The sequence below is a fragment of the Pseudoalteromonas sp. McH1-7 genome (assembly GCF_013366255.1).
GTDB classification, from domain to species: Bacteria; Pseudomonadota; Gammaproteobacteria; order Enterobacterales; family Alteromonadaceae; genus Pseudoalteromonas; species Pseudoalteromonas peptidolytica.
In genome coordinates this window covers 93,442-118,901 of sequence record NZ_JABWPQ010000018.1, presented here as the reverse complement: position 1 = coordinate 118,901, position 25,460 = coordinate 93,442, and the positions used below count along the sequence as shown (strand labels likewise).

The window sequence follows — 25,460 nt, the reverse complement described above, 5'->3', positions numbered from 1 at the left end:
ATGAGTTAGCACAATCTACCTGTTACAACCCTAAGGTACTGCGAATTTCCTGCATCTTTTCTTTTAGGCTTTGTTGGATTTGCTGTACTTGCTGATGAGAGCTATTAACTTGGCCTTTCATGTTATCCATAGCCTTACCGAAAGTGTCTAATAAATCAGATTGTTGGTTAGCAAGCTCCATCGCATGCGCCGCCACCTGATTGGCACTTTGTGCACTGTGCGCCACACCTTCTGAATTTCGCTTTAATTCTTGAGCATGGTTAGTTTGTTGCTGCGCCTCATCGGCTAGTGCTGAAATTTGGGTAGAAACTTTATTCGAGTTATCGCTAAGGGCGTTGAGTTGCTGATGAATATCCGTTAACGAAGCTTGTGTTTGCTGAGCAAGCTTGCGCACTTCATCCGCAACTACCGCAAATCCACGTCCATGCTCTCCTGCACGAGCAGATTCAATAGCAGCATTAAGCGCTAGCAAGTTGGTTTGTTCTGCAATTGAGCTAATCATATCAATGACTTTACTGACATCAGACACGCCAGTTAGCAACTCATTCAAACTTTCTAAGCCTTGTTCAACGCGCTTTTGTGTAGTCGATGACGCACTCAGCATCGATTCAGCATAAGCCACGCTTTGCGTCATCGCCTCAAATGTATTATTTGCGTTATCAGCAACTTGTGCATTAATGTGATTGGCCTCTGCACCTAATTGCCTCACCGAATCGAGTTGCGCTTGATTTTTCTCCACTTGCTCAAAAGTCCCTCCTGCTTGAGTCGATATTTTTGCCAAGTTGGTATTCATTTCTTCCATAAAAGTATTAATAACGCCAAGCATTGCTGAACGTTCATCAGCCTCTGCTCGCTGTCTATCGATTAATTGGTTGAAGTAGCTCGCTATTTCGCCAATTTCAGTATCTTGATTCTTACTTTTAATATTACTGAGTTCATTACTCTCTATCAGTTGCGCAAAGCCATCTCGTAGTTGCCTTAATGGTGTAAGGACTTGTTTAAATTGAACAAGGTATACAGTACCTGCCAGTATCACGAGTAAACCAATTGCACCACCAAATAGCATAAATACGTTGGCTTTTACCGCAGCCTGATCAGCAATCAGCTGCGCCTCAGCTTGTAAGATATTTTCTGAGATTGATTTAATATCGCCACGTAATGCCAACATACCTGCTTGACGCTCTTTGGATTGCTGTAGCGTGTTGTTAAGATCTCGGCCATAACGTTTTGGCCAACTTACAAGCTCAGCTTTAATTTCAAGTGCTAGGTCTTCGGCTTCGGCCCCCAAAAATAACTCGTCTTCATCTACCTCACTCATCACGCCTAAATTTTCAAGTTGCTCAATTTGCTGTGCAATATCTGTTAGTCGACGTAGACTTGCCATTAAACTCTGCTCTGTTTGCGGCTCATAAGACATCACTAACTGATAGGTATATAGACTGAGATTGGAGACTTCACTAAAGTAATCAGAGGCAAGTTCAAAGTAGGCCGCTTTTAGGTCGCTTTCTTGCGCTTTAATCGCATATTTTACCAGGCTGGATGCCGAGCCTGACATCTGCCTTAAGGCGTTATCTAATAGTGCTAGCTCGTTGCCGGATAGCTTGCCAAGTGCCCGGTACTTTTCAGAGATGTCTTGCTGTAATTGCTGTAACTTTTGTCTTATCTGCGCACTTAGCGCTTCAGGTAGGTTATTAACATCTTGTTGGAGTGCATTGATTTGCGCATCAGCCTTACTTAAATACTGGCTATCACCCGCGCTCAAGTAATCCTCTATCGTCCCTTCAAGCTCAATAATCACGGTGTTTTTAACCTGATTATATGCCGCACCTTGAACATCAAGTTCGGTTAGTACTTTGCTTGCCCACAATAGGCTAGCGCCAAGTAAAATACTCGCAGTCGTCAACAGTATTGCTAGCAACCGAGTAAAAGTAGATACGCGCATATAATCACAACCCCTCTATAAACATGCCCAGCAAGAGTATTAAGGATTTATGACAACTTGATTAAATCTGGAACCATTTTGTGTACAAATACGCAAAACCATACTTTTGGCGTACATCCATCCAGACGCCCAGCGATTAAAAAACAAACTACCTTATGGTTATTTCATTGCTGCGTTAACGTAAACATCAAAGCGATTTTTTTTAGTCTTAATCTGCATACTTGGTGTTGTATTATCTAAAAAGCCAGCATAATCAGGCCGTTTAACTACAACTCGCTTGCTTGCTAATTGCAACGCAAATGGTAGTAACGCATCAGCATCAAGATCGTTACCGACCAAGTCTTGAAACACTCGCATTTCTTTTTTTACCTGTGCCGACTTGTCACGGTGTGGAAACATAGGATCAAGATATACTACATCAGGGCGCCAATCAGCCTGTTCCAATAGCGCATGGCTAGAGCCAAACTCTAACCTCATACTCGCTTGCACCCACTCGCCAATTTCCCCATCCTGATAGGCACGTTGCAATCCATCATATAATAGCGCCGCGACTATGGGGTTTCGTTCATGTAGTACTACCTTACAACCCATTGAAGCCAGTACAAAGGCATCACGCCCAAGCCCCGCTGTTGCGTCCAGTACAGTTGGGACTACACCTTTATTCAACCCTACAGCTTTAGCAATAGCCTGCCCTTTGCCACCACCAAATTTACGCCTATGTGCAACAGCGCCGGTAACAAAATCAACGCGGATAGCACCAAGCTTGGGCTCATCTTTTTTTACCAGCTGTAAGCCTAATTCATCATAATGCAGTTGAAACGTTGACTCATCCAGACCAAGAGTTGGAAGGTCAAATAGCTTTGTAAGCGTATCTAGGTAGGGTCTGTTCTCTTCGAATGGGGTATGAATATACAAGCTTAACTCCCAAGGGTTATCAACCCGAGCAGTATACGCTTTTCCCACAATACTGTCTTTGAATATCCCACAAGCGTTCAAAACAATTCAATATCTACCTGCGATGCAACCTCCCCTTCATCCCAGGGTTTCGCAATTTTATTTAGGCTTTCAATAAGCTGTTGGCGCATTTCAGTAACTTCACCCAACTTATACTTGATAATGGTGAGTTCATCGCTTAGGTAGGTAAAGTGTTTATAAAGCTCTTGTAAGCGCTCGCGTTCCTGTGGCTGTAAAGCGGTGAGCTGTTCGCTTTGAATCAATGATTGAAACTCAGCCACTTTACCGCTGTAGTGATTACCCACGCCGCTAAGGTGATCGCTCAACTCGGCAAATACTTGACCAATATGCTCGACTTTCGTGAGCGCATCTTCACTCACCTCCATATCTTTTATTTTGGCATCTGTCGCTTCCAAAATATGAGGAAAGAGATCTTTGTAACGGCCATACACCCCAGCGTCATCGACCGGCATATTTTTGATTAACAGAGAAACTTTTGGATAATTTATAATTGTTCGACGGCCAAAATCGACAAACCGACTGCCATTTTTATGCTTTTCAAACAGCTCTTGTTCTATTGGCTGGATCACTCCTTCGCTGGAGTAAAACGTAGCGCTTTGGCGATACCAAAAAGCGACTGCAACATCCAGTTCCATGGGAATAAAAAACTCTAAGAAATAGCTGCTTAGAGTGCTCAAGTCATGGGCATGATAAGACTGGCCAACATAACGCATAATGCGCCCCATGTCGCCTGAGTCTGTCATGGCAATTTCAGCAGTTGTTTGAGCTCGTTGCACATCCTGCTTTAATTTTGAAGACGTTTTTCTGTAGTCATCAAGGACATTAATACGGGCGAGTAATTCTTCTGCATTAAAAGGCTTGACGATATAGTCCGCAGCCCCTGCATTATAACCACGCATCCGCTCCGATATATCTGTTCTCGAAGATAAAAACATTACTGGAATATCTGCAGTTTCGCTTTGCTTTTTGAGCTGCTCACAGACTTCAAATCCTGACATTCCGGGCATTTCAACGTCTAACAAAATAATGTCCGGGCGGTATTTATTTGCCAGTCGTAAGCCTTCCTCACCATTTTTAGCATGTAAAATTTTGCAGGTACGTGATAATGCTTCATCCACGATGTGGTGGACCAATTTATCGTCGTCAATGGCAAGAACCAGTTTAGTCATGTGGCTTTCCCTATTAATTCATATCTTTATAGAATAGTCAGAGATAGTGAATTTGCTAGCCAAATGTCTTACTTTGATTGCAAAAAAACGCCTTCAAATGAAGGCGCCTAGAATGGAAATATTGTTACGCTGCAATACCACTATGACGCAGCAGTGCATCGACAGTAGGTGCCCGACCTCGAAAACGAGTAAACAACACCATAGGGGATTCAGAACCTCCTTTTTCCAATATGTGCTGCATAAACTCACGGCCAGTGCTGGGGTTAAAAATACCTTCTTCTTCGAATTTAGAAAACGCATCCGCAGAGAGTACTTCAGCCCACTTGTATGAATAGTAACCTGCGCTATAACCACCAGCGAAAATATGGCTAAAGCTATGCTGGAAGCGGTTAAAGTCTGGCGCTTTTACCACTGCCGTTCGCGCACGCACAGCATCAAGAGTAGCTTGGATCTGACATGGCTTGTTTGGCTCGAAGTCTGCGTGAATATGAAAGTCAAACAATGAGAACTCTAATTGACGTAACATCTGCATAGCAGACTGAAAGTTTTTAGCTGCCAATAACTTATCAAGCATCTCTTTTGGTAATGGCTCACCCGTATCATAATGACCTGAAATAAAGTTTAGCGCCTCTTCCTCATAACACCAGTTTTCTAAAAACTGACTAGGTAACTCAACCGCATCCCATGCCACACCATTAATACCTGCTACTGGTGCCGTATCTATCTGGGTTAGCATGTGGTGAATACCATGACCAAACTCATGGAATAAAGTCGTGACTTCGTTGTGGGTAAATAGTGCAGGTTTATCACCCACCGCTTTATTAAAGTTACATACCAAATAAGCAACAGGGATCTGTAATTCACCGTTTGCACGTCGCTTACGACCCATGCAGTCATCCATCCACGCTCCACCACGCTTATGCTCTCTGGCATAGAGATCTAGGTAAAACTGACCACGTAGTTGATCTTGGGCATCGTATATTTCAAAAAAACGTACGTCCGGATGATAAACATCAACGCCTTCAACTTCCGTTACGCGAATACCAAACAGTCGGTTAACCGTCTCAAATAGCCCTAAGAGCACTTTTGCTTCAGGGAAGTACGGTCGTAATGCTTCATCAGAAATGGCGTACTTCGCTTGTTTTAACTTTTCACTATAGTACGCATAATCCCATGGCTGTAATTCACTAATGCCATACTCTTGGTGGACGAAATGGCGTAATTCAGCAACATCTTGCTCTGCCTGAGGTTTTGATTTGACGGCCAAGTCATTCAAAAATTCGAATACTTGAGCTGGACTATCTGCCATTTTTGTCGCCAGTGACTTTTCTGCAAAGTTAGCAAAACCAAGCAATTGAGCAAGTTCATGTCGAAGCGTTAACGCCTCGTGCATAATTCCTGAGTTATCAAACTCGCCAGCATTTGGCCCTTGATCCGAGGCGCGTGTTACAAACGCACGATAAGCTTCTTCGCGAAGCGCTTGGTTATCTGCATATGTCATTATTGGCAAATAAGAAGGAATATCTAAGGTGAATACCCAACCTTCCAATCCTTTTGCTTCGCCAGTATGTGCTGAAAGCGCAAGTGCGGACTCAGGCAACCCAGTTAGCAGCGCCTTGTCTGTCACTTGCTTGTGCCATGCTTGCGTTGCATCCATGACATTATTTCCAAATTTTGAAGCCAACTCTGACAACCGCGCAACAATTTCACCATAACGTTTTTGTTGTTGTGATCCCAATGCAATACCTGATAACTGGAAATCGCGCAGGGCATTATCTATGGTTGTCTTCTGCGCTGTAGTCAGGCGCTCAAACTCCTCAGACTCTTTTAATGCCGCATAGGCTTTATATAGCCCTTGGTGCTGTCCTGCATAGGTTGAATATTCAGAAATTAAAGGCAAGCATTCATCATAGGCTTTACGTAACGCTTCTGAATTAACCACCGAGTGCATATGTGAAATTGGCGACCACACGCGATTGAGTTTATCGTCAGCCTCTTCTAAAGGTACAACAAAGTTATCCCAAGTGATGTTTTGCTGCGTTAAGATAACATCAATGGTCTCACGGCAATGCGCAATTGCAGCCTTTAATGCTTCAACAATGTGCTCAGGCTTAATTTTCGAAAAGGGGGGCAATCCTTCTAGCCCGATTAATGGGTTACTCATGGGCACGCTCTTTATCTTCTAATCTAATATTAAGGTTGAAATAAGGGTGTTAGGCCGCATTTACAAGTATCTGAACAGATTTTTGCTTAATATCGGTCTACAGTTGTGCACTTTTTCTATTTACTTAATATAAAGTAGTAGGATTTAAGCAAAATAAATAATTGGCGAGGAATTTTTATGGCTCAACATTTTGACTATATCGCAATCGGCGGTGGTAGCGGCGGAATAGCATCTGCAAACAGAGCAGCGATGCGAGGTGCTAAAGTTGCACTAATAGAAGCAAAACATTTAGGCGGCACTTGCGTAAACGTGGGCTGTGTACCAAAAAAAGCGATGTGGCATGGTGCTCAAGTTGCAGAAGCAATTAAGTTATACGCTCCAGATTATGGTTTTGATGTTGAACTAAAGAATTTTGATTGGGCAAAACTTGTCGAAAGCCGAGAAGCCTACATTGGTCGGATCCACCAAGGTTATAACAACTACCTTGCCAAAAATGGCGTTACCGTGATCAATGGCTTTGCTAAATTCGTCGATAACCGCACTATTGAAGTCAACGGCGAGCAATATACTGCTGACCATATCAATATCACCGTAGGCGGCCGCCCAACCATTCCAAATATTCCAGGTGCTGAGCATGGCATCGATTCTAATGGTTTTTTTGAGCTTAAAGAGCAGCCTCGTCGCGTTGCGGTTGTTGGCGCAGGTTATATTGCAGTAGAGCTTGCAGGTGTATTACATAGCTTAGGCACTGAAACACACTTATTTGTTCGTAAGCACGCTCCACTGCGTAACTTTGATCCCATCTTAGTTGAAACATTAACTGAGGTAATGGAAAAAGAAGGGCCTACACTACATACCCACGCAACACCAAAATCTGTCACCAAAGAAGAAGATGGCTCAGTCACCTTACACCTTGAAAATGGTGAATCATATACCGTAGACACACTGATCTGGGCGATTGGTCGTGAGCCCATGACTGATCTTATCAATCTTGCCGCAACAGATGTAGAAACAACACCTAGTGGCCATATTAAAGTTGATGAGTGGCAAAACACCACAGCTAAAGGTATTTATGCCTTAGGCGACATTATGGATGGTGGAATAGAGCTGACTCCTGTTGCCGTAAAAGCGGGAAGAATGCTCGCTGAGCGCCTATTTAATCCTGAATTGCCAAATGCCAAAATGGACTACGACTTAGTCCCTACCGTCGTCTTTAGCCACCCGCCAATTGGTACCATTGGTCTAACCGAGCCAGAAGCCGAAGAGAAATACGGCAAAGACAATATCAAGGTTTATACCTCTACCTTTGCTGCAATGTACACAGCGGTTACTCAGCATCGCCAGCCATGTCGTATGAAACTTGTTTGTGCGGGTAAAGAAGAGAAAATTGTTGGCCTGCATGGTATCGGTTTTGCGGTAGATGAAATGATCCAAGGCTTCGCCGTTGCCATGAAAATGGGCGCAACCAAAGCAGACTTTGACTCGGTAGTCGCGATACACCCAACCGGCTCCGAGGAGTTTGTTACTATGAGGTAACCGCATAATTTAATCATTAAGGCTAAATAATCAACGCGAGTTAACCAGTAACTCGCGTTTTTTGTTTAAGCTAGGTCTCTTATTTATTTACCCATTTAGATAGATACACTTAGCATGTCGGTATTCAAGACAGCGAATGCAAACACATAAACAGATTAAGGTTTAAACTCTAGAATATCGCCCGGTTGGCAGTCCAAATAATTGCAAATTTGGGCCAGTGTTTCAAACCTAACGCCTTTGACTTTACCGCGCTTTAACAGCGATAAGTTCGCTTCTGTGATGCCGATTTCTTTTGCTAGCTCTTTGGATGAGACCTTTCTCATGGCCATGACCACATCTAAGTTCACAACAATTTCCATCGCTAAATAAACTCCTTGTTTTCATCACTGATCTCTTGCGCTGCGCGCAGCAGATAAGCAACCGTCGCTAAAATACTAAGCGTAACCAACTCACCAAATTGTAATGACAGGACAAGGGTTGTGTGCTCAAAGTAAGCATCATGCCAGTATGCAAAGATAACGCTCAGTGCACTGACGAAAAATATCGACAACACTTCAGTAATGATGAAATAGATAAAGCAAGACAAACACTCTCGAGTAAAAAAGTGTCCTTGCTCAAAATACTTTAGCAATCGAGTAATGAAATGGACCCCCGCCAATGCAAGGAACAATATTGGAGTCGTAGCTAGAAACAGAGCAACATTATTAACCTTATCAGACTGCCATAACTCATCAAACAGAGCATTGTCATAGTAACTGACACGATGATTGAATACCAACTCGTAGGCCAGAAATATCAGTACTATCGCTGTAGTAGATAGTACTCCCACGCGAATAAATTTACTTCTTCTTTGAATCATATCCAAAGTGATAGACATGTCAGCTCCTCATTTCTCATGCTCAGGGCGTACTATACCACACAGAAAAAAAACATCAAAAAACAACAACGAATTATTGTTTTACAATAATTAAAAATCATGTAATGATAATTTTAGAAAAAATGGAGTAGCCAATATGAAATACAATTTAATAAGAGTAAAAACGACAATTATCAGCTCACTTGTCCTTGCAGGGCTATCCCTAAGTGGTTGTCAAGTTGGTTCATTTACACAAAAAACCATACATACCGTTGCTCAAACGCAAACTCAGTTAATCGCGTTAAAAGATCTATTTAGTGAGCAAACAATGGAAAGTGTATCGCTATCACCTGATGGTGAATGGATTGCATTTCTTCAACCGCACAATGGTGCGAATAATATTCATCTAGTACGCAAAGGGGGGGATCTCTCTGATGCTAAACCAATCACCAACCTAACAGATTCTGTAGATAATTTCGTATGGTCTCACCATACGAATGAGATCATATTTAGCAAAGATCACGAGGGCAATGAAAACAAACAAATCTTCACGCTTCAGTTCAATCCTAATAATCTTAAAAATAGTATAATAATTACAAACCTAACGAACAAAGAAGATGTAAATTACATTCTTGCAAAACAGCTCCATGATAATTCAAACAAGCTGGCTGTATTTGCAAACCTGCTACAAAGTGATACATACAGCCTGTACCAGCTAGACACAAAAACCCACACTATGACGCTGATCGATCCCAATGAGCTGAAGTTTAGCAAGGCGATATTAAATCGCGCCGGAGAAATTATGGTGGGTGTCGTTTTAAACAATGATAGTTCTATGACTTTATACAAAAAAGAAGAGCAATCATGGCAACAGGTTTTGCGCACACAACCTGGTGAACAAGTTGAAGTTATTGGCTATAACGAACCAAAGCATACCGCAGTACTGTCAGGCAGCATCCAAGGGCGAGATAAGCAAGAACTTATTGAGCTTGATCTCGGTACAAATATATTACACACGCTACATCGTGATCCGCTCAATAACTCAGATTTATACCATGTTATTTTACAAGATGATGGGCAACCTCTTATCGCGGCATATTATGATTCGAGGCTAAGAAACTACCCGCTCACTGAAAGTGCAGCATCTATACTATCTCGTATTACTTCACATTTCGGAGCAGACGCAGACATACACGTTGAACAAATAGAAGGTAAAACTGGACATTGGCATATCACCGCAAAGTATGCCAATAAGCCAGACGAACAATTTGTATTTAACCCAAATACTGATCAGCTTATTGGCCTGCTAAATCCAGAACCTTCGTTTGACCCTGAGCAGCTAGGTACAAGACAGTCAATAAACTATACCGCAACAGATGGCACAAAAATCCAAGCATATCTAACATTGCCTAAATATGCTAACACCACACTTCCCACAATTGTATTGCCACATGGCGGCCCTTGGGTTAGAGATAAATGGGAATTTAGCAGTGGTTACTTTGTTCCTATTGCACATTACTTTGCCAACAGAGGTTATGCCGTTCTACAGCCTAATTTCAGGGGCTCAACAGGGTTTGGTAAACATTTTACTAGCGCAGGTAACAAACAGTGGGGCATAGGTTCAATGCAGCAAGATATTACTGATGGCGTGCATTATCTTATTGCTCAAGGCATCACAGATAAAAATCGTGTTGGTATTATGGGAGGGTCGTATGGTGGCTTTGCTGCATTAGCGGGAGCGACGTTTACACCAGATTTATATAAAGCCGTTATTTCATATGTAGGGCCTTCTGATCTTAATGTATTTATGGCGTCATTCCCTGAGGCATATAGACCATATTTAGGCAACTTCTACGCTGCGATTGGTGATCCGGCAATTGAGGCTGATAGAAAGGACATGGCTGCACGCTCTCCCATCAACTTTATCGACAATATTAAAGCGCCAATTATGTTAATTCAAGGAGCAAATGATCCAAGAGTGCCACAGGAACAGTCTGAATTAATTGCTAAAGCATTATTCAACGCTCAATTGCCTGTTGAATACATCTTAGCGAAAAATGAAGGGCATGGTTTTATTCAACACAACAATAAACTGGCTTCTATCATCGCCATGGAACGCTTTTTCGCAAAACATTTAGGTGGAACAAAGTCTGACAGCGATGATCCTGATTTAGTCAACCATCTAGCCACATTGACGGTAGATGTTAGCACCCTCTAAATACCGTGAACTCGGGATAATAACTTGTTTTCTTGCAGTTGTTATCCCTTACTACTGCCTTAAATTTTTTTGTAATAGACCAGCTATTGACGCACAAGTTGCCTGATATTAAAAAACAACTTCTGGCTAGCGTGATATTACACCTGTTGAGCTTATTAGGTAATTTGGTTGATTAACTCACTTATGACCCCGAGTTCAAGTTACATAAGATTAGTGTCTCTTGAAGTAACGCACGGATAACTATATAAAAGCTTACAATCTAAACTGGGGGCTATAATGAACCAGCCCTTTTTATATTATAAGCAATCAAAAATGACACTATTTAATCGTCAGCACCATTTCGTACGCACTCAACTAAAAAAGCCCAAATAAGGATATTTGGGCTTGGGGGGAAGTGACGATGAACGTCAACTAGTATGGATTAGCGCTAGGCGCTATGTCAGATGTTATCGGTTAGACAGCTCGATCAGTGCTTGCGTAATAAGCTCAGGGTGAGTGAGCGGGATCAAGTGCTCTGTAGAGGTTATTGGCAAATATTGCCCTCCGCTTATTTCCGCGACTTCTTGAGACCATTTTCGACCTTCGGCTTCCCACTTAATCAAACCCGCTCTGGCTTCTTCTGTTTCTGCTTTTTCAATATCTAACTGTTCAAACTCACTATCGATCACGGTAATTGGAATACTGCTATCTGGTTGCCAGTTTCTCACTAACTCCAGATCGTCATGATAGTTCATCATTTCATTTACTCGGATAAGTTGGGCCTCAATACTATAACGTGTTTGCATGATTTGATTGAAGTAATCCCAATCCATATGCTGGGCAAACTCACTTTCTTCCAGCAAAGACTCTACATGCGCCTGCTCCTCAGCTATTTTGCCATTCATTTTTTCCTGCCACTTTCCTGCACTCACGTGGTCTATCAAATGCTGACCCCACTCGCGATAAATATCAACAGGGTAACCCTGATACTGTGCAATTGAGTGCGGTAATAAAATGTCCGGATCCATCCACAACATACTGGCAATCTTTTGTTTGAAGTCTTCCGACTGCTGCATAGCAATAAGCGGTACAGAGTTGCTATTAGCAAAACTCACCAAATGCACATTGCTCAAATCAAGCTTCTCAAATAGCACTGGAAGATCCGTTGCAAACTTTTGCATTGACGGTGCGCTGGTGTTACTACTAAGCCCTTGCCCAAGCCTATCAATCACATACACATTAAACTGTGTTGATAAGTAAGGTTGTAGCAGTGCAAACCATGCGCTATCACTATGAAAGTGTAAATTGGCTCCTGACAGCATCACCACGGTTGGCTTGTCTGTTTGCGGTGTTACATTCCGCACATGGTAGTAGTCTTCATTAATAGCAATAAGATCAGAATCTTGCGGAAGCGGATGCTTACTAGCTTTTTCAAAAAACTCCATGATTGATTGAGTTGTGTTTATTGGCGAAAGGTTCCAGCTGTGACCAGCTCCATCAACACTGATAAGCTCCGTTTGAATAGCACGGTTTGGATAATAAGTTAACGTGACGCCTTGCTCTACTTTTTTATCTGTAGAAAGTGCTGAGTCATAGTTCAAGTTACCTATGATCTTGATCGCTTGTGGTGATGAGAGTAGACCAAAATTAGCATGACTTCTGCCGGTGTATGGCAACACTGTATCCGCCTTGCCATGCATAATACGATAATGTGTCGGTGTATCAAAACTACAGCTATCACCTAGCTGATATGACATGGGTGCTCCAACGGTCACGATTGCATTAAAGACCTCAGAGCGATTACATAATAAGTTTTGTACAAAGAGCCCGCCTTGAGAAAAACCAGTGGCATAAATTTCGCCATCAATTAGCTGATATTTGGCTTTAAGTTCAGCAATCATGTCATCTACAAAACCAAGATCATCCACACCTAAGCGATCTGCTTTATTACAACGGCAGCCTTCATTCCACTCTTCATTTTTTGATTTTGGATAAACCACTAAGTAGTCATCACTTTGTTCATGCAGCTTGGTCATCGCAGCCATACCTTGACTGTTCCCTCCAGAGCCGTGAAAAGCAAATAGTAACTTATACGCTTTATTGGTGTTTTCTACTGGCTTCATATAGTAGAAGCGCTCATTTACTTCATGTTGTTCAAAACCACCAACCATCTTTGAATCATTACCATTACTCACTGGCGCTTCATCATTAATGTGATTGCTACCGCCACATCCAACAAGTAATGCAGCTAGCGTAAGGCTTAACACCCGTGGTAAAAAAAGGTTACTTGTCATGTTGGTCATTCCTATTTTATCGTTTTCCTGTACTCTAACTACCATGGGATAAAGCGCGACGATTTAATATGAAATCGTCATGACGAATTCATTACCATAAAATATAAATAATAAAATCAAGGGGATAAAAAGAGATGCGCTATGAGTTTGCAGCAATTCAGTTTGATACTGTTAATCGTACGCTGACAAATAGCACGAGTACTATCAGGCTTGAGCCTAAACCTTATTCATTACTACTCACCTTAATTGAAGGCGGTGGTGATGTTGTCTCTCGCGATACATTAATAGAAAAAGTATGGCTGGGGCGTATTGTTACAGAAAGCGCCGTAAATAAAGCGGTCTCTACATTACGTCAACATATCAATAAGTTAGATGGACAAAACGAATATATTGAAACCATTCCAACACTTGGATATCGGCTCGTACCTGCGGTTACGCAGTTACACAAAGATGTAACTCCTACGGTTTCGAGCCGCAAAAATATTACGTTAATAGCGGCTACATTCATATTTAGTATTTGTATAGCGCTATTCGTAGCTTACTTTTTTCAAGCACAACCAAACGTCTCGCCTCTCGTTCCACACAAGTTGACTAGTCAAAATGGTATTGAATTACAATTAAGTGGCGCACCATTATCAAAGAGCTTTAGCTATCTGCATCCAATTTCTCCACCATACTCGGAGCTTTGGCTCAACCGTAATGGCACAAACATTCAGTTATTGAGTGGTAATTTGAGAGCGCAAACACTGAGCCAAGACGCAAAATACATTGCCTATATTGATGATGAACAAAACTGTTCAGTTAAACAACTAGATATAACAGCACAAAAAACACAGACACTATTCCCCTGCCAAGTAATAGAAAATATAAAACTCAGTTGGGGTAGAAACCATCAAGAGCTTATCTATCGTAAGCGCACTAACATACACAGTGGCTATGGACTTTACCGCTTTGACCTCAGCACTCGTAGGCATACCCAGCTTACACTCCCTCCAGCGACAGGAAACCTGAAAGGCGACCACCTTTTTAGTTTGTCTCAAGCAAAGGACAAACTTAGTGTTGCAACGTACCTTGGTGAAGATAAACACCGATTAACGATTTATCGCTATCCAGAGATGACTATTGAGCAAACTATTGCGCTCCCTCACCATTTGTCATCGATAACATGGTCAGCTGATGGCAAATTAGTGTACTTTACTGATGCAAATAGTATCTACAGTGCTAATGTTGGTAATAAAGCGGTGACATTGGTACACAAACTCACAGCCCCTATAGAGAGTATTACTCTGTTAAATAGCAATAATACTCTGCTGTTTAATCAATATAAGCTCACGAGTGCAGTTAAACTCTTTGATATATCAGAAAACACCATAACGCCTGTCGTTAATAACCAAGCACTTAACCGCCTGCCCCGTGCAAACCACTCACAACAAGTATGGTACATCTCTGATCATGGTGCTGATTCAGCTTTATGGTCTGTCGATACAAGCACACAAACCAATGTCGCTACGCCACTGCCACATGCTTTTAATTTTCAACGTTTTACACTTAATCATGATGCTTCAAAAGTTCTCTTTGAGTATCGAGATGCAATTTATCAATTTGATACCAAATCACAGCATGTAACTGAAGTTATCAGTGACGAATTAAAAGCTTACGTTGCTAACTATGGCAAACATGATGATGAGATAATCTACAGCAGTGAACGCTCAGGTAGTTGGCAATTATGGTCAGTCAACTTAAATACAGACAAACACCAACAGCTCACCACAAAGGGAGGATACAGTGGCTATGCACATGGTGATGCTATTTATTTCACCAAGTTTAGCCAACCAGGTATTTGGCAGCTACAGGAAGGCCTAGAGTCTCTTATTGTTCCTGATGTGGCGATTAGAAATTGGTTAAACTGGCGGCCAAGAGGCAATGCATTATACTATGAAAAAGATAACCATATTTGGCAGTTTGATCTCAACACTCAACAAGAAAAACAATACCTAGCGCTGCCCTCAAGCTTCATTGGTCAATTTGATGTGTTAGCAAATGGGGATATTGTTTTTGCACAGCTAAACCAGCCCAGCGGCGAGCTTTGGCGGCTATCACTAAACAACTAAACAACTAAACAACTAAACAAAGGATTGTTTGGCTGAAAACAAAAAACCCAGCCGAGGCTGGGTTTTTATTGATTCTTGAAACGAATTACTTGATTTTCGCTTCTTTGAAGATCACGTGTTTACGAACCTTAGGGTCGAACTTTTTGATCTCCATTTTTTCAGGCATGTTACGCTTGTTCTTGTCGGTAGTGTAGAAATAACCAGTACCAGCTGTAGAAACTAAACGGATCTTATCACGCATGATTTAAGCTCCTTAAATTTTTTCGCCGCGAGCACGGATATCTGCTAGTACCGCGTCGATGCCTTTTTTATCGATAATACGCATACCTTTAGTAGTAGTGCGTAGAGAAACGAAACGCTTTTCGCTTTCAACCCAAAAACGGTGTGTTTGTAGGTTAGGTAGGAAGCGACGCTTAGTAGCGTTGCGCGCGTGCGAACGGTGGTTACCAACCACTGGGCGCTTACCTGTAACTTGACAGACTTTAGACATGTCTATGTATCTCCAATAACTTCGCTCGAGCTTAATTTTCCCTTAAAGGCCTTTTAACTGCGTGCCCTAGGTAAAATCAAAGGGCGCTCTTTATACAGTATCTACAGGCAGAGATCAAGGATCTGATCCTACTGAAATCAGCTCATGGGTAAATTTGATAGCGGCCAATTATAATGATCCGAAGCCCTTGAGGAAAGTAAAAACTGCATTTAAATTGAACTAATTTATAAAATTTATACAAATATGCTGATTTAACGAGCAAAATTCTTATTTTCCTCATTTCTAGCTATTTATTTTTGTTGTTTGATTTTCACTCTTAGCCATCCACTTTGTACTTATTTCTACAACACCTGCGTTAAAGTTGAGGAGCAAAGTCCAAACAACACTAAAACCCCTGAAATTTTATGCCCGCAACAACAAAGTCATATCATTGCCTATACAAGCCCTCGTTCAGCAAAAGAAATACAATGATTGCCTGCAACAATTAAGTGATCCAGCACATTGATATCAACTAGCCCCAGACCTTTTTGCAGCTTGTTGGTAATAAGTTTGTCGGCCTCGCTTGGTTCAGCCACTCCTGATGGGTGGTTATGGGCAAAAATAACCGATGCGGCATGGTGCTTAAGCGCAGCTTTAACAACCTCCCTTGGATACACCGATGCGCTATTTATTGTGCCATGAAATAACACTTCATCTTTTATTAAACGATTCTGATTATCTAGATAAAGCACCATAAAGACTTCATGCCCAAGTCCTCGCAGCTGAGCAGTTAAGTATTCGCGCACCGCGCTGGGATTGTGAAACACCGTATCTCGTTGACATTCTTCTCTCAAATAGCGACGACTCAACTCTAACACGGCTTGTAACTGGGTATATTTTGCAACACCTAACCCTTTTAACGCAGAAAACTCTTCCAACGATGCGTTAAATAGACATTGAAGTGTTTGCTGTTGTTCTAATAAGGACTCAGCCAACTCAATAGCGTTCAACCCTTGAATACCGGTGCGCAAGAAGATAGCCAACAGCTCAGCATCACTGAGCGCTTGTGCGCCATATTTAATCAGTTTTTCTCTCGGTCTAGCCGACTTTGGTAAAGCGGATATTTGCATGATATGTCCCTTATCTAGTAGATTTCCGAGCAATTTACTCAATTAACCTAAACTGCGGCTAATTAATTGCAACCTCCCTTGCAGCCTCTTTGAACTTGTTTGTATTCGATTACTTCTCCTCCAATTGAACAAGTATAAAGCTAATTTGTGTAAACTAAGCTTAGCTGCCGTGCTCGATTATTCAAAAGCAAATACAGACTGTGTTATCTTAACGTTATGAACCCCATCAATGTATAAAACTCACATGCAAAGAAATAAACGTCTCTTACTTGGGATCAGTGGCGGTATCGCTGCTTATAAATGCGCAGAACTTGTGCGACGCTTAAAAGAGCAGCACGTGGATGTCAAAGTAGTGATGACTGAATCAGCAAAACATTTTATTACTCCATTGACCATGCAAGCGGTATCTGGAGAAATAGTGTCTGACTCTTTGCTTGATCCACAAGCTGAAGCATCGATGGGTCACATTGAATTTGCCAAGTGGGCAGATCTTGTTTTAGTCGCACCAGCAACTGCTAACATGATAGCGAAAATGGCTGGCGGAATAGCGGATGACTTACTGACGACCTTGTTACTAGCCACCCCTGCACCAGTTGCTGTTGCACCTGCTATGAATCAACAAATGTATGCTCACCTCTCCACGCAAGCAAACCTAAGCACGCTCGCATCACGCAATGTACACGTGTGGGGGCCTGGGAAAGGCGAGCAAGCGTGTGGAGATGTTGGTGCTGGTCGTATGCTTGAACCACACGAATTAGTCCAGCTTTGCCTTAATGCACTTACTCCTTTACCACAAGTTTTAGCAGGAAAAACAGTAACGATAACTGCAGGTCCAACACGTGAAGCACTAGATCCTGTACGCTTCATCACCAATCATAGCTCTGGAAAAATGGGCTTTAGCCTTGCCGAGGCTGCACATGCACTGGGTGCCAAAGTCAACCTAATAGCAGGGCCAGTTTCACTACCCACTCCTGGCGGTTGTAAACGCATTAACGTTGAAAGTGCAGCGCAAATGCACCAATCTGCACTAGAGTATGCTCCACAATCTGACATTTTTATCGGCTGTGCCGCGGTGGCAGACTACCGCGCCGCATCCGTTGCAAGTCAGAAAATCAAAAAGCAAGGTGATGAAATCACGCTTACCCTCACCAAAAACCCAGACATTATTGCCAGCGTTGCAGCCTTATCCACATCGCGCCCTTATACCGTCGGCTTTGCTGCGGAAACACAAAATGTTGCACAATATGCACAAGGCAAATTAATCAATAAGGGGTTAGATATGATTTGTGCCAATGATGTATCGAATAGTAATGTTGGCTTCAATTCTGATAACAATGCGCTGACCCTTTATTGGAAAAAAGAACGAATAGAGCTTCCCCAATCTAGCAAAAAAGAGTTAGCACTCACTGTCATGCAAGCCATTGCTGAAAAGATAAAATAACCTTCATGTAAAAAACTGGAAAGAAACTGAATAAAACATTAACATGATACCTCGATAGCGTGTAAACGAGTCGGGGTTTACATGGCTGTGCATTACTCTCTGTGCTTAATAAACCCGACAAAAAACATAACAATTAGAAAAATAAGGGAAATTTCATGCCAGCGACAAAACGCAGTAATCGCAAAGAGCAAATACTTCAATCTCTCGCACAGATGCTGGAAACCAGTCCGGGGCAACGTATCACCACCGCTAAGCTGGCCACCGAGGTCGGTGTATCTGAAGCTGCACTATATCGCCACTTTCCGAGTAAAGCGCGAATGTTTGAAGGCTTAATTGAATTTATCGAAGATACTTTACTATCGCGTATCAATTTAATTTTAGAAAATGAAAAAGAAACGCGTAGCCGCATTTACAATATTCTGACGTTACTACTTACTTTCGCCGAAAAGAACCCGGGGATCACGCGGATCCTAACAGGTGACGCTTTGCAAGGTGAACAAGAGCGTTTGCGTGAGCGCGTGCAAAGCTTATTTGAAAAGTTAGAAACACAATTCAAACAAGTATTAAGAGAGCGCAAGCTTCGTGAAGGCAAGGCGTTTACAAGTGAGGAAAGTGTCCTTGCGAACTTCTTTTTGGCATTTGTTGAAGGCAAAATGAACCAATTTGTGCGCAGTGACTTTAAAGCAAAGCCAACAGCACAGTTTGATAAACAATGGGTTGAACTAGAGAAAATTTGGCTGTGATTTAGTCGCTTAATAGCCACCTCACACCGCAGAGCATTTTAGTTTCACAGATAAAAGTGATAAAAATACAATAAATAATTAACTAAAATGCTCATCTTATGACTTTAAAACTATCCTTGCTAAGCGCTGCACTCATCAGTGCTAGCAGTTTTGCAGCAAAGCCCAGTCTTGAATTTAAAGACGTTTTTGATTTTCGTTACCCTCATGGCACCGTCATGTCCGAGCAAGGAAATTACCTTGGCTTGAGCGCTAAGCCCTACCGTGGCGATAGCGAAGGGCAAGTGTACGCATTAAAAAATCATACCTTAATCGCTACGGTGCCACGCGGCACAAACCCTGTCATTAATAAAAATGCACAATGGGTTAGCTTTACTCAGGTTCCCACTTTACTCGCTAAAGAAACTGCCAGTAAAAAAGAAAAAAAAGCGCTAAAAAATAACTTAGTGTTAGTCAATACACACACTAAAGCGCAGCACACCTTTGCTGATGTGAAGGATTACCAACTATCAGATGATGGGTTATGGCTGGTATATCGGGAAGATAAAAAGAGTACTAAGCAAGCAGAGTCAGCAGCCAAAGACGAAAAAGCCTCAAGCGATCTGAAAATCACAGCAGATAAGAAAGACCAAGCACTTACCTTAGTTGTCACCAACCTCACAACCAACAAGAGTACTCGTTACGACAACATAGCAGCTTATGATTTAGCACCAGACAGCCGCGGTATCCTTGTCAGCCAACATAGCGAAGATGGCGGAAAAAACCGCGTCGCATTTGTTGATTTACAAAACCTTCAACTTACCAGCTTGATAGATGAGCCCGGTGTAACCTTAGGTGATATTGCTTGGCAGCCAAATGCCGAGCGAGTTGCATTTTATTTAGGTAACTATGTTAACGATGATAAGCGCCGCCGCGACTACCAGCTAAAACTATGGTCTCCTGTAGACAATAAGCTGACTGACATCACTAACCCCAGCGGCTGGTTTTCAGGTAAGACTGCAAAATTAGAATGGTCAGAAGATAGTACTCGTCTCTTTTTTGAAAACCGCCCGGTTTTGGAGGCAAAAGTACCAGCAGCTAAATACGAAGATGAGCGCTCACTTTATGATTACGACACAATCCGTGAGCAAAAAGGTTTGAAAGTTTGGCATAACGCTGATCTTGAGATAAAGCCCAGAGAAATAAAAACATGGAATGAAAGTCGCCGCGATCAACACTACCAAGCGGTGTTTCATATTAATGGCCAGCGCATAGTCCAACTTGAAAACCAACAGGTGCCAAGCATTACATTACGTAGCAATGCAAACTTTGTATTAGGTAGTAATGATGAGCCTTATCTAAAACAAATCATGTATAAAGGCTTTTATCAAGATTATTACGCTGTAAACGTCAATTCTGGACATGCCCAGCTCATCGTAAAAGAAAGTGCCAATCGTCCAAGCCTTTCACCAACGGGTAAACATGCTGCATATTTTGACGGCGAGCAACTGTGGTTAACAGCACTCTCCACTCAAAAGCGCACAGCCATTAGCCAAGCGGTAAAAGAGGCGATATTTGTTGATGACAAGCACGATTACCCCGGACCAAACTCTGGCTATGGTTTTGCTGGTTGGCAGCTTGATGGCTCCGTACTTTACGCTTACAGTAAATATGACATTTGGGCATTTGATACCAGCACATTTAATGCGACACGCTTAACTGATGGTTACAAAACAAAAACCCAATACCGCATTGAATATAAACCTAAAGATAGCCTTGGCTTTAAGGCTGATGACACCATGGTTTTGCGGGCACATAACCTCGAAAATAAGCAAACACATATCGCCACACTTGCACTAAAAGGCGGCCAGTTGCAGCATGTGTTAGCAGGTGAATCAAAACATCGTGTAGTCAAGAAATCCAAAGACGCAGACACTTACTTAGTAACTAGGCAGTCCTATCATGAATTTCCTGATTACTGGGTCACAAATGGCCAGTTCGCTCAGCCTACCAAGCTCACTAACTTGAATCCACAACAGCAAACTTTTGCTTGGGGTCAAAAGCCTGAGCTTGTGCAATACAAGGGCTATAACGGCGAAGCACTACAAGGTGTACTAATCAAACCTGCCAACTATAAAGCTGGTGATAAAGTGCCTGTGGTCATTTATTTCTATCGTTATATGAGTCAGCGTATGTATGACTTCCCAAAAATGGAGCTAAATCACAGGCCAAACTTCCCGATGTTCACTTCAAATGGCTATGCGATATTCTTACCGGATATTCGTTTTGAGGTGGGTCATCCAGGTCCGTCATCTACACAAACCATGATCAATGCAGCTCAAGCGCTGATAGATATGGGTGTTGCGGATCCTGAAAAAATTGGCTTGCAAGGTCACTCTTGGGCGGGCTACCAAAGTGCATTTATGATCACCCAAACGGATATGTTTAAAGCGGCTGTCTCTGGTGCACCGGTTTCAAACATGACCTCTGCATACAGTGGTATTCGCTTGAAGTCAGGCCTTGCGAGACAATTTCAGTATGAATCAGGGCAAAGCCGTATTGGTAAAACACTGACGGAAGCACCCGATTTATATATCGAAAACTCTCCGGTGTTTTTTGCAGATAAAGTAAATACGCCTATTCTCATCATGTTTGGCGATAAAGATGGCGCAGTACCTTGGCAAGAAGGTATTCAATACTATTTAGCATTAAGAAGACATGATAAAGACGCTATTTTCTTACAATACGAAGGTGAGCCGCACCACCTAAAACAGTTCCCTAACCAAGTCGATTTTTCAATTCGTATGAAAGAATATTTTGACTACCACCTAAAGGGGATGCCACCAGCCAAGTGGATAACCTCAGGTGAGGCATTTATCACTGAAGAGTAATCGGCACTTCTGGTATTAACCATCAAGGACACCATTTCGGTGTCCTTTTTTTTTGGCAACACCGACCTACCTCTTTATACAGTTTTTGTTTAAAAATGCTTTATTTCAACTTGCCTTCATCTGATTTCATATACAAAAGCCCATATCATCATTACATTTGACGGTTTTATAAACGAATCATTGAACTTTACATAGATGCAATGTAAGTTCTATGTTGCAGGTACATTTTCCTACTCTGCTAAAAAATAAATAAAGAAATAAAGAAATAAGGAAATAAGATGAAACTTTCTAACTTATCAGCAACAATCAGGCTGTCTTTGCTTGCTTGTTCAACGCTGACTGCTGGCATATCAAGTACTGCGCACGCTGAAGAAGCAGACGTCGACGCTACTGATAGTGTAGAACGCATAGAGGTTACTGGTACTCGTATCAAGCGAGCAGCTATGACTGGTGCAAGCCCTGTCACAAGTGTTACAGCCGAAGACATTAAAGTTGCTGGTATTACGAGGGTAGAAGATCTACTCAACGATATGCCCGCAATCTTTGCTGACCAAACTTCAGGGCAAGCAAATGGAGCTACAGGTACCGCCACAGTGAATCTACGTAACTTAGGCACAGAACGTACATTGGTACTAGTTAATGGACGTCGTTTGCCTTCTGGCTCTCCTGTCGCAGGAGGTATCGGTGCTGATCTTAACCAGATCCCAGCAGCATTGGTAGAACGTGTTGATGTTCTTACTGGTGGTTCGTCAGCAACATACGGTTCTGATGCTGTTGCTGGTGTTGTAAACTTTATCATGAGAGATGACTTTGAAGGCTTCCAAGTTGAATATCAAGGTAGTGTTTATCAACATGATAACGACCACAAAGACATGCAACGAGCGCTGAATGAAAGAGGCTTCCCAGTACCTGATGGTAGTCAATGGGACGGTGATACTCATGATATCTCTTTAACTTTTGGTGCTAACTCTGCAGATGGTCGTGCAAACATCACAGGTTATGCAACTTGGCGTGATATCGAAGAAGTAACGCAAGACAATCGTGATTACAGTGCTTGTGCTATGAACATAAACGCCACAGGTACTCGCATTTGCGGGGGGTCAGGAACAATTCCAGAAGGCCGTATTACCGATTTTGACACTTACGACTACAAAGTATCTGGCACTGACTTCGTTCCTACTGATGGCACGGTTTATAACTTTGGCCCTCTTAACTACTTCCAACGTCCAGACAAACGTAAAACATTTGGCTTGCTAGGTCATTATGACTTTAATGACAGCCATACCTTTTATGCTGAATTTAACTACATGGATAACCGCACTGTAGCACAAATTGCTCCTTCAGGTTCATTCCTGAATGAAGTTGATATTAGCTGTGATAACCCGCTACTTTCAGCTTCACAAAGAAACACACTTTGTGGGCCTGATGGTGTCGCAACAAATGGTATTGTTGAGGGTGCCTTTATCGGTAAACGAAATGTTGAAGGTGGACCTCGTCAAGACGATATTCGCCATACCTCAACTCGTTTTGTACTAGGTATTCGCGGTGAAATCGATGACAATTGGATTTATGATGCATATATGAATTTCGGTAACGTGTCATATAGTCAAACTTACCAAAACGACATGTCGACTACCCGAATCATTCGTTCATTGCAAGCTACAACTGATGACGATGGTAATGTGGTATGTAAGTCAGTTGTAGATGGTAGCGATCCAACTTGTATTCCATGGAACATATTTGATCCATCGAAAATCACGCAAGAACAAATAGATTACCTAACGATACCTTTATTTGCTCGCGGTGACACCAGAACAAAACAAATTAGCGGCTATGTTACCGGTGATCTTACAGATTATGGTGTTGTAGTACCAGGTACTTCTACTGGTGTGGGCGTAGTATTTGGTCTTGAGCACAGAAAAGAATCGCTAGATTTTAATCCAGATCAAGGCTTCGAATCAGGTGATGGTGCGGGTCAAGGTGGTCCTGTTCTTGGCGTAAGTGGTGAGTTTGACGTCAATGAATTCTTTACGGAGCTCAACGTGCCATTAGTTGAAGACTCTGAATTTGCTGATTATATTACACTAGAGTTAGCTTATCGCTACTCTGATTATTCAACGGACAAAACGACTAATACCTATAAAGGTGCGTTTGATATTCGTGTTAATGATCAACTTGGTTTGAGAACAAGCTTTCAGCGTGCTGTACGTGCAGGCAACGTGCGTGACCTATTCAGATCTGCTGGCTTAGGTTTGTTTAACTGGGAAGATCCATGTGGTGGTGACAACCCAACTTTAACGGTTGAGCAATGTGCAAGAACAGGTCTTGACCCATCTAAATATGGTTCAAACGCACTTATCAGCCCTGCAGGTCAATACAACAGTATCACTGGTGGTAACCCAGATCTAGAACCAGAAAAGTCAGACACTGTTTCATTCGGTATTCTACTATCCCCTGACGCTATTGAAGGCTTAGACATTGCTATTGACTACTTCGACATTACTGTTGAAAATGCAATTCAAGAAATCCCTGAAGCAACAATCTTCAACCAGTGTGCGATTAATGGTAACGATCAGTTCTGTGCACTTATCAACCGTGGTCCGACTGGCTCTTTATGGTTAAGCCAGGACTCGATCACAGCGATTGATACCAACATTGGTAGTGTAGAAACAAGCGGTATTGATTTCGATGCTTCTTATCGTTATAGCCTACCTGATGACATGGGTCTTTTACGCTTTAAGCTAATCGGTACATGGCTAGATAAATTTGCAACACAAAACTTACCGGGTGGTGATATTGACGACTGTGCTGGTCGCTGGGATAGAGCGGTATGTGAGTACCCTGTTCCTGACTTTAAAACAAACTTCTCAACAACTTGGGTCACTCCTTGGGACGCAAACATAACAGCAACCTATCGTTATGTAAGTGAAGTGAAGGAGTTTGCACGAAATGACGAGGGTCAAGTAATCGATGGACCAGTACCATTGACTGCACGTGACTACCTTGATATTGCAGTGACTTGGAATGCATCTGATAACCTGCAATTCCGAGGTGGTGTGAATAATGTCTTTGATAATACTGCTCCACTAGTACCAAATGGTCCTTCAGGTCCAGCAAATGGTAACATTTACCCTGGTTTCTATGATTCTTTGGGCCGCTATATCTTCGCAGGTTTCACATTTAGACTATAGTCTAGAATTCGAAAGATTTAGCATAACTCCCCCCATAAGTTAATAACTTGTGGGGGCTTTTGACTTTAAGATCACTCTCATCACTTTTTAATTATACTCCCTCGTGAACAAATATTTGTTAAACCTCCACCTTTCATCTTGCCCTTTTCTGCTAGCTACGCTTCTGCCTGCTACTATCGCCAAAGTTTTGGGTTGTTCTAAGATAATTTTTATCGTAGCTAGCATCGGGTTTAATCCTTCATATTAACTAACCGGAACCCGAAACAAAAGTTAGTTAGTCAACTAAAATATCCATGTTCAAAAGTGTAATGTCGATCTATCCAAATGTTATTTCTAAATAAAAGGAAAACTTGTATGTCAATAGCTGCTCTGTTG

17 protein-coding genes are annotated in these 25,460 nt (G+C 42.1%); 7 read left to right on the top strand and 10 right to left on the bottom strand.

The window, feature by feature from the left end; all coding sequences use genetic code 11:
• Nucleotides 1-22 precede the first annotated feature (22 nt).
• The 4 genes from HUZ36_RS13890 to prlC all read right to left on the bottom strand — a co-directional run bounded on the left by HUZ36_RS13890 (nt 23) and on the right by prlC (nt 6,250).
• Nucleotides 23-1,942: a methyl-accepting chemotaxis protein gene (locus HUZ36_RS13890; RefSeq protein WP_176033160.1), complete on the bottom strand. Its 1,920-nt coding sequence runs from the start codon at nt 1,940-1,942 to the stop codon at nt 23-25.
• A 159-nt stretch (nt 1,943-2,101) separates the two neighbouring features.
• Nucleotides 2,102-2,857, bottom strand: a complete 756-nt coding sequence (locus HUZ36_RS13885) for a class I SAM-dependent methyltransferase (protein WP_176033168.1) — start codon at nt 2,855-2,857, stop codon at nt 2,102-2,104.
• Nucleotides 2,858-2,934: 77 nt separating this feature from the next.
• Nucleotides 2,935-4,086, bottom strand: coding sequence for a response regulator (locus tag HUZ36_RS13880; RefSeq protein WP_125251122.1), 1,152 nt, complete (start codon nt 4,084-4,086; stop codon nt 2,935-2,937).
• Nucleotides 4,087-4,210: 124 nt separating this feature from the next.
• Nucleotides 4,211-6,250 carry an oligopeptidase A gene (prlC, locus tag HUZ36_RS13875; RefSeq protein ID WP_176033159.1) on the bottom strand — a complete coding sequence of 680 codons (2,040 nt, stop codon included), beginning with the start codon at nt 6,248-6,250 and terminating at the stop codon, nt 4,211-4,213.
• A gap of 177 nt (nt 6,251-6,427) precedes the next feature.
• Here prlC and gorA point away from each other — a divergent pair, with 177 nt between their 5' ends.
• The gene (gene gorA / locus HUZ36_RS13870) at nt 6,428-7,786 is read left to right on the top strand and encodes a glutathione-disulfide reductase (protein WP_147389053.1); all 1,359 of its coding nucleotides are present in this window, start codon (nt 6,428-6,430) and stop codon (nt 7,784-7,786) included.
• A 155-nt stretch (nt 7,787-7,941) separates the two neighbouring features.
• Here gorA and HUZ36_RS13865 read toward each other — a convergent pair whose 3' ends face one another.
• Nucleotides 7,942-8,145 carry a helix-turn-helix domain-containing protein gene (locus HUZ36_RS13865; protein ID WP_128726032.1) on the bottom strand — a complete coding sequence of 68 codons (204 nt, stop codon included), beginning with the start codon at nt 8,143-8,145 and terminating at the stop codon, nt 7,942-7,944.
• 2 nt (nt 8,146-8,147) lie between these two features.
• Nucleotides 8,148-8,663 carry a hypothetical protein gene (locus tag HUZ36_RS13860; RefSeq protein ID WP_128731572.1) on the bottom strand — a complete coding sequence of 172 codons (516 nt, stop codon included), beginning with the start codon at nt 8,661-8,663 and terminating at the stop codon, nt 8,148-8,150.
• Between the two features lie 136 nt (nt 8,664-8,799).
• On the opposite strand from HUZ36_RS13860, the gene HUZ36_RS13855 reads away from it, so the two are divergent.
• On the top strand, nt 8,800-10,860 hold the full coding sequence (locus HUZ36_RS13855; protein WP_176033158.1) for a S9 family peptidase: 2,061 nt from the start codon (nt 8,800-8,802) through the stop codon (nt 10,858-10,860).
• Nucleotides 10,861-11,306: 446 nt separating this feature from the next.
• On the opposite strand, the gene HUZ36_RS13850 is transcribed toward HUZ36_RS13855, so the two are convergent.
• Nucleotides 11,307-13,133: an alpha/beta hydrolase gene (locus HUZ36_RS13850; protein WP_176033157.1), complete on the bottom strand. Its 1,827-nt coding sequence runs from the start codon at nt 13,131-13,133 to the stop codon at nt 11,307-11,309.
• A gap of 134 nt (nt 13,134-13,267) precedes the next feature.
• On the opposite strand from HUZ36_RS13850, the gene HUZ36_RS13845 reads away from it, so the two are divergent.
• On the top strand, nt 13,268-15,244 hold the full coding sequence (locus tag HUZ36_RS13845; RefSeq protein WP_176033156.1) for a winged helix-turn-helix domain-containing protein: 1,977 nt from the start codon (nt 13,268-13,270) through the stop codon (nt 15,242-15,244).
• 85 nt (nt 15,245-15,329) lie between these two features.
• Here HUZ36_RS13845 and rpmG read toward each other — a convergent pair whose 3' ends face one another.
• From rpmG to radC, 3 genes are all read right to left on the bottom strand, one after another.
• Nucleotides 15,330-15,485 carry a 50S ribosomal protein L33 gene (gene rpmG, locus HUZ36_RS13840; RefSeq protein WP_010364212.1) on the bottom strand — a complete coding sequence of 52 codons (156 nt, stop codon included), beginning with the start codon at nt 15,483-15,485 and terminating at the stop codon, nt 15,330-15,332.
• A gap of 12 nt (nt 15,486-15,497) precedes the next feature.
• Complete coding sequence (gene rpmB, locus HUZ36_RS13835; RefSeq protein ID WP_099643122.1) at nt 15,498-15,734, bottom strand: 50S ribosomal protein L28; 237 nt, start codon at nt 15,732-15,734, stop codon at nt 15,498-15,500.
• A gap of 434 nt (nt 15,735-16,168) precedes the next feature.
• Entirely contained in the window at nt 16,169-16,843 is a 675-nt protein-coding gene (radC, locus tag HUZ36_RS13830) for a RadC family protein (RefSeq protein ID WP_125251127.1), read from the bottom strand.
• Nucleotides 16,844-17,087: 244 nt separating this feature from the next.
• On the opposite strand from radC, the gene coaBC reads away from it, so the two are divergent.
• From coaBC to HUZ36_RS13810, 4 genes are all read left to right on the top strand, one after another.
• Nucleotides 17,088-18,284: a bifunctional phosphopantothenoylcysteine decarboxylase/phosphopantothenate--cysteine ligase CoaBC gene (gene coaBC, locus HUZ36_RS13825; RefSeq protein WP_176033167.1), complete on the top strand. Its 1,197-nt coding sequence runs from the start codon at nt 17,088-17,090 to the stop codon at nt 18,282-18,284.
• Between the two features lie 155 nt (nt 18,285-18,439).
• On the top strand, nt 18,440-19,027 hold the full coding sequence (gene slmA / locus HUZ36_RS13820) for a nucleoid occlusion factor SlmA (RefSeq protein ID WP_125251128.1): 588 nt from the start codon (nt 18,440-18,442) through the stop codon (nt 19,025-19,027).
• A 98-nt stretch (nt 19,028-19,125) separates the two neighbouring features.
• Entirely contained in the window at nt 19,126-21,894 is a 2,769-nt protein-coding gene (locus HUZ36_RS13815) for a S9 family peptidase (RefSeq protein WP_176033155.1), read from the top strand.
• 278 nt (nt 21,895-22,172) lie between these two features.
• The gene (locus HUZ36_RS13810) at nt 22,173-25,085 is read left to right on the top strand and encodes a TonB-dependent receptor plug domain-containing protein (protein WP_176033154.1); all 2,913 of its coding nucleotides are present in this window, start codon (nt 22,173-22,175) and stop codon (nt 25,083-25,085) included.
• Nucleotides 25,086-25,460 lie beyond the last annotated feature (375 nt).